Below are 14,855 nucleotides of genomic sequence, written 5' to 3' on the forward strand. Positions count from 1 at the left end.
GCCCCGCACCCGCACTCTCCGAACCGACTTGTCTCTAGGAGCTAGGCCAGATGGTGAACGACGACAAAATCCGCCGGCTTCTCAAGCAGGTGACGGCGGATCTGCACACGACGCGTCGGCGGGTGCGCGAACTTGAGTCCAAGGATGCGGAGCCGGTCGCGATCATCGCGATGAGCTGCCGCTTCCCCGGCGGCGCGAGCACCCCCGAGGAACTGTGGCGCCTTGTGCGCGACGGCGTGGACACCGTGTCCGCGTTCCCGCCGAACCGCGGCTGGGACACGGCCGGGCTCTACCACCCCGACCCCGACCACCAGGGCACCACCTACGCCCGCGAGGGCGGGTTCGTGTACGCGGCCGACGAGTTCGACGCGGGCTTCTTCGGGATCTCGCCGCGTGAGGCACGCGCCATGGACCCGCAGCAGCGCCTCCTCCTGGAGACCGCGTGGGAGGCCGTCGAGCGGGCAGGCATCGACCCGTTGAGCCTGCGCGGCAGCCGCACCGGCGTGTTCACCGGCACCAACGGCCAGGACTACACGGCCGTCGTCGCCGACGCCGCCGACAGCACCGAGGGCTACTCGGGCACCGGCAACACCGCGGCCGTCGTCTCCGGCCGCCTCTCCTACAGCCTGGGCCTGGAAGGCCCGGCCGTCACCATCGACACGGCCTGCTCGTCGTCCCTGGTCGCCCTGCACCTGGCCGCGCAGGCCCTGCGTCAGGGCGAGTGCGGACTCGCGCTCGCGGGCGGCGTGTCCCTCATGTCCACGCCCACCGCCTTCGTGGAGTTCAGCCGCCAGCGCGGCATGGCCGCCGACGGCCGCTGCAAGGCGTTCGCGGAGGCGGCGGACGGCACGGGCTGGGGCGAGGGTGTCGGTCTGCTCCTCCTTGAGCGGTTGTCGGACGCGCGCCGCAACGGGCACGAGGTCCTCGCGGTCGTCAGCGGCTCCGCCGTCAACCAGGACGGCGCGAGCAACGGCCTCACCGCCCCCAACGGGCCCGCCCAGCAGCGCGTCATCCGCGCGGCGTTGGCGAACGCGGGTCTGACGGCCGGTGACGTAGACGCCGTCGAGGCGCACGGTACGGGCACCACGCTCGGCGACCCCATCGAGGCTCAGGCGCTGCTTGCCACGTACGGACAAGGACGGCCGCGCACCCGGCCGCTGTGGCTCGGCTCCGTGAAGTCCAACCTGGGGCACACCCAGGCCGCCGCGGGCGCCGCCGGTGTCATCAAGATGGTCATGGCGATGCGCCACGGGCTGCTGCCCGGCACCCTGCACGTGGACCGGCCGACGTCCCACGTCGACTGGTCGGCCGGCGCCGTCGAGCTGCTCACCGAGCCCCGGCAGTGGCCGGAGCGCGAGGAGGGGCCGCGCCGCGCGGGCGTCTCGTCGTTCGGCGTCAGCGGCACCAACGCGCACGTCATCGTCGAGCAGGCACCCACCGACGCGGCGGAGGCGCAGGACGCTCCCGACTCGGAAGGTTCGGCCGGGAACGCCGGTCCCGAAGTGGCCGCCGGTGACGCGGAGGTGGCGGCAGGTGTCGGCGTGCGCCCCGCCCTCGGCCCCGCCCCCTGGCCCGTCTCCGGCCGCACCCCCAAGGCGCTGCGCGCCCAGGCCGCCCGGCTGCGCGAGCACCTGCTCGCCGACCCCGACCTGGCCGCCGACGACGCCGGACGAGCCGACTTGGGCTGGACCCTCGCCACCGGCCGCTCGGCCTTCGAACACCGCGCGGTGCTCCTCGGAGAGGACCGCCATCAGCTCCTTCAGGGCCTGGAATCCCTGGCCGCCGAAACGCCCGCCCCGGGAACCGTGACCGGCACGGTGACCGAGGGCCGCCTCGGTGTCCTCTTCACCGGCCAGGGCAGCCAGCGCGTCGGCATGGGACGGGAGCTGTACGAGACGTTCCCCGCCTTCGCCGCGGCCCTCGACGAGGTGTGCGGCCACCTGGACTCGCTCCTCGACCGCCCCCTGAAGGACGTCATGTTCGGCACGGACGCCGAACTCCTTGAGCGGACGGGGTACGCGCAGCCCGCGCTGTTCGCCGTCGAGGTGGCCCTCTTCCGGCTCGCGGAGACCTTCGGGGTCCGCCCCGAGATCCTCGGCGGCCACTCGGTGGGCGAGCTGGCCGCCGCGCACGTCGCGGGCCTGTGGTCCCTGGAGGACGCGGCCCGACTGGTGGGCGCGCGCGGCCGGTTGATGCAGGCGCTGCCCCGCGGCGGCGCCATGCTCGCCGTCCAGGCGTCCGAGGCCGAGGTGACGCCGCTGGTGGAGGAGGTCGCCGAGTGGGTGGGCCTCGCCGCCGTCAACGGCCCCACGCAGGTCGTGCTCTCCGGCGACCGCGGCGTCCTGGAGGACCTGGCGGGACAGCTGCGCGCCGAGGGCCGCAAGACCCGCTGGCTCAAGGTCAGCCACGCCTTCCACTCGCCGCTGATGGCGCCGATGCTCGACGAGTTCCGCCAGGTCGCGCAGGGCCTCACGTACCACGACCCGGCGCTGCCGCTGGTGTCGAACGTGACCGGACGCCTCGCCACGGCTGCCGAGCTGAAGGACCCCGAGTACTGGGTGCGGCACGTCCGCGAGGCCGTCCGCTTCCACGACGGCCTGGTCGCCCTCGCCGACTTCGGCGTCACGACGTTCCTCGAACTGGGCCCCGACGCCGTCCTCACCGCGATGGCGCACGACACCCTCACCGGCCCCGAGGCCCAGTCCGGCCTCGTCGCCGCGCTGCGCCGCGACCGGCCCGAGCCCGACACCTTCCGCGCCGCCCTGGCCCGCCTGCACGTGCGCGGCGCCACCGTCGACTGGACCCCGCTGTACGCCCCCACGGGAGCGCGCCGCCGCGTGGCGCTGCCCACGTACGCCTTCCAGCACCAGCGCTACTGGCTGGACACGAACCCGCCGACCGCCCCCGGCCACGCCACCACGGGCCCGGCCCCCGCCGACGGCGCCGAGGCCCGCTTCTGGGAGGCCGTCGAGCACGAGGACCTCGCGGAACTCACCGGCGCCCTGGACGTGCCCGACGACGCCCCGCTCACCTCGGTCCTGCCCGCCCTGACGGCCTGGCGGCGCAGGCAGCGCGCCACGTCCACCCTGGACGCCTGGAATTACCGCGTCACGTGGAACCCGCTGCCCCCTGGTGGCGACCCCGCCCTCACGGGCACCTGGGCCGTGCTCGTCCCCGACGAGCCCGCCGACCTCGCGTGGAGCGCCACCGCCGAACGCGCCCTCACCGCGGGCGGCGCCCGCGTCACCGTCGTACGCGTCCCGAAGGCCACCGCGACCGACCGCCCGGCACTCGCCGAACTGCTGCGTCAGCACGAGGCGGCGGCGTGGGACGGCGTCCTGTCGCTCCCGGCGCCGGCGGGCGAGCCTCAGGACCTCGCAACACCCGCTCTGCGCACGGCAGTTCTGCTCCAGGCGCTCGGTGACGCGAACAGCACCGCCACCGTCTGGGCGGCGACCCACGGCGCGGTGACGACGACCCCCTCCGAGACGGCTGCCGACCCCGCCCAGGCGAGCGTCTGGGGCCTCGGCCGCGTCGCTGCCCTGGAATACCCGCAGACCTGGGGCGGCCTCGTCGACCTCCCCGAAACCGCCGACACGGCCGCCGCCACGAGCCTCGCCCGGATCCTCGGGAACCCCGAGGGCGAGGACCAGGTGGCGGTGCGCGCGTCGGGCGTCTTCGTACGCCGGTTGGTGCGCGCTCCCCTCGGCGACGAGCGGGGCCAGGAGTGGTCGTCGCGCGGCACGGTCCTGGTCACCGGCGGCACGGGCGCCCTCGGCGCACACGTCGCGCGCTGGCTGGCACGCGAGGGCGCCGAGCACCTCGTCCTGACGAGCCGACGCGGCCCGGACGCCCCCGGCGCCCCCGAACTCCGCACCGAACTGGAGGAGTTGGGTGTACGGGTGACGGTCGCGGCCTGCGACGTCTCCGACCGGGACGCGCTCGCCCGGCTGCTCGCCGAGATACCCGCCGATGTACCGCTGACGGGCGTGTTCCACACGGCCGGAGTCCTGGACGACGGCGTGCTCGACGGCCTCACCGGGGACCGGCTTGCCACCGTGTTCCGCGCGAAGGTGGAGTCGGCCCGGCACCTGGACGAACTGACCCGCGACGCGGACCTGTCGGCGTTCGTCCTCTTCTCCTCCTTCGCGGGCGTCGCGGGCGGCGCGGGCCAGGGAGGCTACGCCGCCGCCAACGCGGCCCTGGACGCGCTCGCCGAGTCCCGGCGGGCCGCCGGGCACGCGGCGACGTCCGTCGCCTGGGGCCCGTGGGACGGCACCGGCATGGCCGCCGAGGGCGCGGCGGCCGAGCGGCTGCGGCACGGCGTGATGCCGCCGATGGACCCGGACCTCGCGATCAACGCCCTGCACCGGGCCCTCGGCCACGATCAGGCGCTGCCCGTCGTCGTGGACATCGACTGGGCCCAGTACGCGCCCGGCTTCACCGCCGCCCGCCCCAGCCGCCTCTTCGCGGACGTGGCGGAGGCGCACGCGGCCCTCACGGACGTCACGGACACCGCGGGCCCAACGGCAGGCGTCCCCGCGAACGCGCTCGCCGACCGGCTCGCAGCCCTGGCCCCGGCGGACCGCGAGGCCGCCCTCCTGGACCTGGTGCGCGCCCAGGCGGCCGACGTCCTCGGCTATCCGAGCCCCGACGACGTACACGTCACCCGCGCCTTCCGCGAGCTGGGCTTCGACTCGCTCACGGCGGTCGAACTGCGCAACCTCATCGGCGCGGCCACCGGCCTCAAACTGCCCACCACCCTGGTCTTCGACCACCCCACGGCGACCACGCTGGCCGCTCACCTGCACACCGAACTCTTCGGGGACGAGACCGCGACCGCGCTGCCCGCCACCACGGCGGCCCCCGCGGCCGACGACGAACCCCTCGCCATCATCGGCATGAGCTGCCGCTTCCCCGGCGGCGTACGCAGCCCCGAGGACCTGTGGCGCCTGGTGGCCGACGGCGTCGACGCGATCGCCGGATTCCCCGACGACCGCGGCTGGGACACCGAGGGCCTCTTCCACTCCGACGCCGGACAGACCGGCACCTCCTACGTCCGCGAAGGCGGATTCCTCTACGACGCCGGACGCTTCGACGCCAAGTTCTTCGGCATCAACCCGCGCGAGGCCCTCGCCATGGACCCGCAGCAGCGGCTCCTGCTCGAAACCTCCTGGGAGGCGTTCGAGCGCGCCGGGATCGACCCGGCCTTGCTGGGCGGCAGCCAGATCGGCGTGTTCGCGGGCACCAACGGCCAGGACTACACCGCCGGAGTCGACCACGTCCCCGACGAGGTCGAGGGCTACCTCGGCATCGGCAACGCCGCGAGCGTCGCCTCCGGCCGCATCTCCTACACGTTCGGTCTCGAAGGCCCGGCGGTGACGGTCGACACGGCCTGCTCGTCGTCGCTCGTCGCCCTGCATCTGGCAGGTCAGGCGCTGCGCCGCGGCGAGTGCACGATGGCGCTCGCGGGCGGTGTCTCGGTGATGTCGACCCCCGCCACGTTCGTGGAGTTCAGCCGTCAGCGCGGGCTCGCTGTCGATGGCCGGTGCAAGGCGTTCGCGGAGGCGGCGGACGGCACGGGCTGGGGCGAGGGCGTCGGCATGCTGCTGGTCGAGCGGCTCTCGGATGCTCGGCGGCTCGGTCATCGGGTGCTTGCGGTCGTACGGGGTTCCGCGGTGAACCAGGACGGTGCGAGCAATGGTCTGACCGCGCCGAACGGTCCCTCGCAGCGGCGGGTGATCCGGGCGGCGCTGGCGAACGCGGGACTGGCGGCCGGTGACGTCGACGCCGTCGAGGCGCACGGCACCGGTACGACGCTGGGTGACCCCATCGAGGCGCAGGCCCTCCTCGCCACGTACGGCAAGGAGCGGTCGGCCGACGAGCCCCTGTGGCTCGGCTCCATCAAGTCCAACATCGGGCACACACAGGCCGCCGCCGGTGTCGCCGGTGTCATGAAGATGGTCATGGCGATGCGGCACGGCGTGCTGCCCCGGACGCTGCACGTGGACGCCCCGTCGTCCGAGGTGGACTGGTCGGCGGGCGCGGTCGAGCTGCTCACGGGGGCGCGGGACTGGCCGGAGCGCGGCGGCTTGCCTCGGCGCGCGGGCGTCTCGGCGTTCGGCGTGAGCGGTACGAACGCACACGTGATCGTGGAGCAGGCACCGCATGCGGCTGTGGAGCCGGTGTCGGCGGACGAGTCGACGCGGCCGGACGAGGCTTCCGCCGGCGGTGAGTCGCCGACGCGCGTGGCGCCGCTGGCCCTGTCGGCGAAGACCCCGGAAGCCCTGCGGGAGCAGGCCGCCCGGCTTCGTGAACACCTCCTGGCGCATGCCGAGGTGGGTGTGGGTGACGTCGGCTGGTCGTTGGCGGTGGCGCGCTCGCGGTTCGAGCACCGAGGTGTCGTACTCGGCCGGGACCGCGAGGAACTGCTCGCCGGGCTTGAGCGCCTCGCGCGGGACGGCTCACCCGCGCGGAACGTCGTCACGGGACAGGCGGCACGGGGCGGCGGTGGCACGGTCCGCCCGGTGTTCGTGTTCCCGGGGGCGCAGGGTGCGCAGTGGGCCGGTATGGCGCGTGAACTCCTCGACGATTCCCCGTTGTTCGCGGAGCGGATGCGGGAGTGCGCGGACGCGCTGTCCGACTTCGTGGACTGGGACCTGCTTGAGGAGTTGAGCGGGGAGCGGTTCGACGAGGTGGACGTGGTCGAGCCCGTCCTGTTCGCGGTACTGGTGTCGCTTGCCGCGGTGTGGCGGGCCGCGGGTGTCGAGCCCGCCGCCGTGGTGGGCCACGGTCCGGGCGAGATCGCGGCCGCGTACGTGGCGGGCGCGCTGTCGCTCGCGGACGCGGCACGCGTGGTGGCCCTGCGGAGCCAGGCAGTCCGTGAACTGTCGGGCAAGGGCGCCATGGTGTCCGTACCGCTGTCGGAACAGGAGACGCGGGAGCTGATCGCCGCGTGGGGCGACCGGATCGCGGTCGCGGCCGTCGACGGCCCCGCCCAGGTCGTGGTGTCCGGCGAGGCCGAGGCACTGGAGGAACTGGTCGCCGCGTGCGCCGCCCAGGACGTCCAAGCCGCCCCGCTCGGTGTGGACCACGCCGCGCATGGCGCCCAAGTGGAGGTAGTGGAAGCCCACTTGACCCAGGTGCTCGCCCCCGTGGTGGCGCGCCCTGCCGATGTCCCGGTGTTCTCCACGGTGACGGGGGAGTGGCTGCAGCCGGGCACCCCCATGGACGCGGCGTACTGGTACCGGAACCTGCGGCAGCCCGTCCTCTTCGGGCAGGCCGTCGACGGACTGATCGCCGAGGGCCACGGGCTGTTCGTGGAAATGAGCCCGCACCCCGTGCTCACGGCGCCGGTCCGGGCCGCCATCGACGCCACGGGCGCCCCGGCGGTCGCGCTCGGCTCCCTGCGCCGGGACGAAGGCGGTGCGCACCGCCTCATGGAGGCCGTCGCCGAAGCCCATGTGTACGGCGCCGAGCTGGACTGGAAGGCCCTCTTCCCCGGCGCCCGCGCCACCGTCGACCTGCCCACGTACGCCTTCCAGCGCGAGCACTTCTGGCTCGTGGACGGGCGTACGGCAGGCAGCGCATCGGCACCCGCGCAGGACGAGGTGGAGGTGCGGTTCTGGGAGGCCGTGGAGCGCGAGGACCTGGAGGGTCTGGCGGCCGAGCTGGAGGTGGCGGACGGTTCCGCGTCCGCCGAACTGGGTGCTGTGCTGCCCGCGCTGTCGTCGTGGCGGCGGCAGCGGCGTGAGCGGTCGACGCTTGACAGTTGGCGTTATCGGGTCACCTGGAAGCCGCTGGCGAGCGGTGCTCTTCCGGGGCCGGTTCTGGCCGGGCGTTGGCTCGTTGTCGTTCCCGAGGAGGCGGCCGCCCATGTGTGGGTGGCGGGTGTCACGGACGCGCTGACGCAGGCCGGGGCGACCTTCGCCGAACTCCGCGTCAGCAGCGCGGAGTCGAACCGCGAGGCTCTGGCTGAACGCTTGGGTGCGTACGCCTCCGACGGCTCCGGCGAGGACGAGCAGATCGCAGGCGTGGTCTCCCTGCTCGCCCTCGTCGAGCACCCGCACCCCGCACACCCCGTGCTCCCCACCGGCCTCGCGGCCACCGTCGCCCTCGTGCAGGCCCTCGGCGACGCCGAGATCGGCGCCCGCCTCTGGGCCGTCTCCACCGGAGCTGTCTCCACCGGCCGCAGCGACCGCCTCGCAAGCCCCGCCCAAGCCCAACTGTGGGGCCTGGGACGCGTCGTGGCCCTGGAACACCCCGAGCGCTGGGGCGGCCTCATCGACCTGCCGCAGACCCCCGACAGCCGTACGGCGGCCCGACTCGCCACAGCCTTGGCGGGCATCCCGGCCAACGCCGATGCCGAAGCCGACGGCCAGGCAGACCGTGGCGCAGGCGCAGGCGCAGGCGCAGGCACCGGCTTCGAGGACCAGGTGGCCGTACGCGGCTCCGGACTCTTCGTACGCCGCCTCACCCACGCACCACTGGACACCCGCCGGCCCCACGCGTGGACGCCACGCGGCACCGCTCTGATCACCGGCGGCACAGGCGCCCTCGGCGCACACGTCGCGCGCTGGCTGGCGCGCGAGGGTGCCGAGCACCTCGTCCTCACCAGCCGCCGCGGCCTCGACGCGCCGGGCGCCGCTGAACTCATGTCGGAACTGGAGGAGTTGGGAGCCGAGGCCACGGTCGCGGCCTGCGACATCGCCGACCGCACAGCCGTCGCCGCACTCCTCGACGAGCTGGCCGCCGACGGGCACACCCTCCGCTCCGTCTTCCACGCCGCCGGCGTGAGCCCCGCGCTCGCCCTCGCCGACACGGCGCCGGCGGACCTCGCCGAAGCGCTGGACGCCAAGGCGGCGGGCGCGGCCCACCTCGACGAGCTCCTGGGCGACGCCGAACTCGACGCCTTCGTGCTGTTCTCCTCCATCGCCGCCGTCTGGGGCAGCGGCGGCCAGGCCGGATACGCCGCGGCCAACGCCTTCCTCGACGCCATCGCCGAGCGCCGCCGCGCCCGCGGTCAGGCGGCCACCTCGGTCGCCTGGGGCGCCTGGGGCGGCAGCGGCATGGCCGCCACCGCCGAGGCCGAGGAGCACCTGCGCCGCCGCGGTGTCGCGCTGCTCGGGCCCGACCTGGCCGTCGGCGCGCTCGCGCAGGCACTCGCGTACGACGAGACGTGCCTGACGGTCGCGGACGTGGACTGGGAGCGCTTCGCGCCCACCTTCACGGCCGCACGGTCCAGCGCCTTCCTCGGCGGCCTGCCCGAACTGCGTCCCCAGCGACGGCAGTCAACGGTCACCCCTGCGGGCGGCGGCGAGCCCGTCTCGGAGTGGGCCTCCCGGCTCACCGGGCTCCCGGAGGCCGAGCGGCAGCGCCTGGTCCTCGACCTCGTACGGACCGAGGCGGCCGCCGCACTCGGCTACGCCGGAGCCGACGCCGTCGAACCCACCCGCGCCTTCCGCGAGTTGGGCTTCGACTCCCTCACCGCCGTCGAACTCCGCAACCGCCTCACCGCCGCCACCGAGGTCTCCCTGTCCGCGACGGTCGTCTTCGACCACCCGTCGCCCGAGGTCCTCGCCCGCCACTTGCTGGCGGAACTGTCCGGCGGCGCGGTCGCCGCGACGGCGGCCCCCGCCCGCGCGGCGGAGCCCTCCGACGTGGCCGACGACCCCATCGCCATCGTGTCGATGAGCTGCCGCTTCCCCGGCGGCGCAAGCACCCCCGAGGGGCTGTGGCAACTGCTCGTCGACGGCACCGACGCCATCTCCGTCTTCCCCGCCGACCGCGGCTGGCAGCTCGACGGCGCCGCGCGCTACAAGCCCGAGGGCGGCTTCGTCTACGACGCCTCGGAGTTCGACGCCGGACTCTTCGGCATCTCGCCCCGCGAGGCCCTGGCCATGGACCCGCAGCAGCGGATCCTCCTGGAGACCACCTGGGAACTGTTCGAACGCATCGGCGTCGCCCCCAAGTCCCTGCGCGGCACGCCGACCGGCGTGTTCGTCGGATCGGGCTTCCAGGGGTACGCGACCGGGCTCGACAGCGTCCCCGAGGGCGTCGAGGGACACCTCATGACGGGCACGTCCGGCAGTGTCATTTCCGGCCGCCTCGCCTACTCCTTCGGCCTCGAAGGCCCGGCGGTGACCGTCGACACGGCCTGCTCGTCGTCCCTCGTCGCCCTGCACCTCGCGGCGCAGGCCCTGCGGCAGGGCGAGTGCGACCTCGCCCTCGCCGGTGGCGTCACCGTCATGGCGACGGCCGGTGCCTTCGACGAGTTCAGCCGCCAGGGCGGCCTCGCCTCCGACGGCCGCTGCAAGCCGTACGCGGACGCGGCCGACGGCACCGGCTGGGGCGAGGGCGCGGGCCTGCTGCTCCTGGAGCGCCTGTCGGACGCGCGCCGCAACGGCCACGAGGTCCTCGCGGTCGTACGCGGCTCGGCGGTCAACCAGGACGGCGCCAGCAACGGCCTGACCGCCCCCAACGGCCCGTCCCAGCAGCGCGTGATCAGCCAGGCCCTCGCCAACGCCCGCCTCGCCCCCGAGCAGATCGACGCGGTGGAGGGCCACGGCACCGGCACCAGCCTCGGCGACCCCATCGAGGCGCAGGCCCTCATCGCCACCTACGGACAGGACCGGCCCGCGGACCGGCCGCTGCTCCTCGGCTCGGTGAAGTCCAACATCGGCCACACCCAGGCCGCCGCCGGTGTCGCGGGCGTCATCAAGATGGTCATGGCGATGCGCCACGGCGTCCTGCCGCAGACCCTGCACGTCGACCGGCCCAGCTCCCACGTGGACTGGTCCGCCGGAACCGTCGAACTGCTCGACCGGGCCCGCGACTGGCCCGACCGTGACGGCGCGCCGCGCCGCGCCGGAGTCTCGTCGTTCGGCGTCAGCGGCACGAACGCCCACGTCGTCGTGGAGCAGGCCCCCCGGCGACGCGCCAAGCCCGCCGAAGCCGAGCCCCAGCGGCCCGACCCGGCAGCCACGGCCGACGTCGCCGTGCCGTGGCCGGTCTCGGCCCGCGACGCGGACGCCCTCCGCGCCCAGGCCGGCCGCCTGCGCGAACGTCTCCTCGCCGACCCCGCCCTCGCGGCGGACCGCACCGCACTCACCGACCTGGGCTGGTCGCTCGACACGGGCCGCTCACCCCTCGAACACCGGGCTGTGGTGTGGGGCCGGGGACCAGGACAGTTCCTGTCCGGGTTGGAGGCCTTGGCCTCCGGTGACGGCTCGGGTGTCGTGTCGGGGTCCGTTGTCGAGGGCCGCCTCGGGGTGGTCTTCACCGGGCAGGGGAGCCAGCGGCTCGGTATGGGCCGGGAGTTGTACGAGGCCTTCCCGGTGTTCGCGGACGCGCTGGACGAGGTCTGCGCGCACCTGGACGGGTTGCTTGACCGACCGCTCAAGGAGGTCATGTTCGGTACGGATGCGGGGCTGTTGGAGCAGACGGGGTACGCGCAGCCCGCGCTGTTCGCCGTCGAGGTGGCCCTGTTCCGCCTGGCCGAGTCGTTCGGGGTGCGCCCCGAGATTGTCGGCGGGCATTCCATCGGCGAGCTGACGGCTGCGTACGTAGCCGGAGTGTGGTCCTTGGAGGACGCGGCCCAACTGGTGGCCGCGCGTGGCCGGTTGATGCAGGCACTGCCCGAGGGCGGCGCGATGCTCGCCGTGCAGGCGGCCGAGAGTGACGTCCTGCCGCTGCTCGATGAGGTGTCGGACCGTGTCGGCCTGGCGGCCGTGAATGGTCCCGCCCAGGTCGTGCTCTCCGGTGACCGTGCGGTTCTGGAGGGCCTGGAGGAGATCCTTCGCGGCCAGGGCCGCAAGGTGCGCTGGCTGAAGGTGTCCCATGCCTTCCACTCGCCCCTCATGGACCCGGTGCTCGATGACTTCCGGCGTGTGGCCGAGGGGCTGACGTATCAGGACGCGGCGCTGTCCGTCGTGTCCAACCTGACCGGGAAGCTCGCCACCGCCGACGAGTTGAAGGACCCCGGCTACTGGGTCCGGCACATCCGCGAGGCCGTCCGCTTCCACGACGGTCTGACCACGCTCACCGCACAGGGCGTGTCCACGGTCGTCGAACTCGGCCCCGACGCGGTCCTGACCGCGATGGCCCACGACACCGTCGTCGACCCGGCCGCGCAGGCGGGCCTGATCGCCGCCCTGCGCAAGGACCGCCCCGAGGCCGACACGTTCCTGACCGCCCTTGCCACGGCGTACGTGCGCGGCGTCGAGGTCGACTGGGCGCCGCTGTACGCCCCGGCCGAGGCGCGCCGCCGCGTCGAGTTGCCCACGTACGCCTTCCAGCACCGGCACTACTGGCTGGAGGCGGCGGTGGACACGACGGCCGTGGACGGAGCCGTGACCGCCGACGAGGTGGAGTCGCGGTTCTGGGAGACGGTGGAGAGCGAGGACCTGGCCGAGCTGGCCAAGACCCTGCACGTGCCGGACGACGCGCCCCTCACCGAGGTGCTGCCCGCGCTGACGGCCTGGCGCAAGCAGCGGCGCGAGACCTCCACGCTCGACAGGTGGAGCTACCGCGAGTCCTGGACGCCGCTTGCCGAGGCGGCGGCAGGGAAGCTGACGGGCGACTGGCTCGTCGTCGTACCGGAAGGGCATGCGGACACGTCGTGGAGTGCGGCCGTCACCGCGCTGCTGGCCGAGCACGGCGCGCGTGCGGTGACGGTGGGAGTGCCCGCGGACGCCACCGGCCGGGACGCGCTCGGCGCGGCCCTGCGCACGGCGGTCGGGGAGCCGGGCGGCGCGGCCGTGTTCAGCGGTGTGTTGTCGCTCCTGGCCACAGCCGACGGCGGCGCACCGCACGACAGCGGTGCCGTACCGACGGAGGTCGCGCTCACGCTGGCCCTGATCCAGGCACTGGGCGACGCGGGCGTCGACGCGCCCCTGTGGTGCGCCACCCGCGACGCCGTCGCCGTCGGCCACGCCGACGCGCACACCGCCCCCGGGCGGGCGGCGCTGTGGGGGCTCGGCCGGGTCGCCGCGCTGGAGTACCCGGAGCGCTGGGGCGGCCTCGTCGACCTGCCCGACGCGGCCGACACGGCGGCGGTGACCCGGCTCGGCCGTGTCCTCGGCGGCGCGTGGGCCGGGGAGGACCAGGTGGCGGTGCGCGGGTGCGGAGCGTTCGGACGCCGCGTCGTACGGGCGGCGGCCCCGCTCGACGGCGACACGGTCGGGGAGTGGACGCCGCGCGGCACGGTCCTCGTGACCGGTGGCACGGGCGCGCTCGGCCGGCATGTCGCGCGGTGGCTCGCGCACGAGGGCGCCGACCATCTCGTACTGACGAGCAGGAGCGGCCCCGACGCACCCGGCGCCCTCGAACTCCGTACCGAGCTGGAGGAGTTGGGCGTACGAGTCACCGTCGCGGCCTGCGACGCGGCCGACCGCGAGGCGCTGGCGCGCCTCCTGGACGAGATCGGCGACGGGGACGGCGGCGAGGGTGGCAACGGCGGCGGCGGCGACGCGCCGCTGACCGCCGTGTTCCACGCCGCCGGAGTCCTGGACGACGGCGTGCTCGACGCGATGACGCCCGAGAGGCTCGCCACCGTGTTCCGCGCCAAGGCGGAATCCGCGCGCCACCTGGACGAGCTGACGGCCGGTCTGGACCTGTCGGCGTTCGTGCTGTTCTCGTCGTTCGCCGGGGTCGCGGGAGGTGCGGGGCAGGGCAGTTACGCCGCCGCCAACGCCTTCCTCGACGGGCTCGCGCACGCGCGCCGGGCCCGCGGCCTGACCGCCACCTCCGTGGCCTGGGGCCCGTGGGCGGGCAGCGGCATGGCCGCCGAGGGCGTGGCCGCCGAGCGGCTGCGCGGCGGCGCGATCCCGCCCCTGGAGCCGGACCGCGCCATCGCCGCCCTCAAGCGGCTCCTCACCCAGGACCGCACCGCCGTCCTGGTGGCCGACGTCGACTGGCAGCAGTACGCGCCCGCCTTCACCGCGGTGCGGCCGAGCAGGCTGTACGCCGAACTCCCTGAGGTGGAGCGGCTTTCGGCCGCCGCGCCGGCCGACGGCGGCACCGGCGGACCGGCCGCCGGGCAGGGGCCGGAACTGGTGGCGAAGCTCGCGTCGCTGCAACGCGCCGAACAGGAACGGCTGCTGCTCGACCTCGTCTGCGAGCAGGTCGCCGCCGTCCTCGGCTACAGCGGCGCAGCGGCCGTCGAACCCACCCGCGCCTTCCGCGAGCTGGGCTTCGACTCCCTCACCGCCGTCGAACTGCGCAACCGCGTCAACGCCCTCACCGGCCTCGTCCTGCCCGCCACCGTGGTCTTCGACCACCCGACCCCCACGGCGCTCGCCGACTGCCTGCGCACCGAACTCGCCCCCGACGCCGCCGACCCGGCCACGCTGCTCCTCGGCGACCTCGACCGGCTCGAAGGCAGCCTCGCGGCGGCCGGCTCGGCCGGCGCGGCCGACGAGATCACCCGCACCAAGGTGGCCGTACGCCTCCAAGCAGCCCTCGACCGCTGGAAGAGCGGCGGGGGACAGCCGGGCGGCGGGACCGACACCACCGGCGACGGAGGCGACGTCGGCGAGCAACTCGCGGCCGCCAGCGACGACGAGATGCTCGCCTTCATCAAGAAGCAACTCGGCCGCGGCTGACGTCGGTCAGGAAACCGTCGCCGTGTAGCCAAAGCCACGTAACCAATACGGCCAATGAATGGACAAGGAGCACCTGTCAAGGGTAATTAATTGAACCGGCAGCCCCTATCCACCCCCTTTGTCGATCACTCGCCCCCGGCCTCAATTCGAGGCAATCCCGTAGGGGCGAGTAGGGGGAGGGTAGGGGTTGTTGGTCGTATAGGGCCCCCATAGCGTCATCGAGAAAACGGCTGCGGACAGGTCCGTTGTATG

Annotated in this window: 1 protein-coding gene; it reads left to right on the forward strand. The window is 74.4% G+C overall.

Going from position 1 to position 14,855, the window contains the following annotated elements; all coding sequences use genetic code 11:
• The first annotated feature begins 53 nt into the window (after nt 1-53).
• Nucleotides 54-14,603 (forward strand): type I polyketide synthase, encoded by a 14,550-nt coding sequence (locus IEY91_RS05845; RefSeq protein ID WP_373287895.1) that lies wholly within the window; start codon nt 54-56, stop codon nt 14,601-14,603.
• The last annotated feature ends 252 nt before the right edge of the window (nt 14,604-14,855 follow it).

Origin of the sequence: Streptomyces lasiicapitis, assembly GCF_014646335.1 — a bacterium.
Lineage (GTDB): Bacteria > Actinomycetota > Actinomycetes > Streptomycetales > Streptomycetaceae > Streptomyces > Streptomyces lasiicapitis.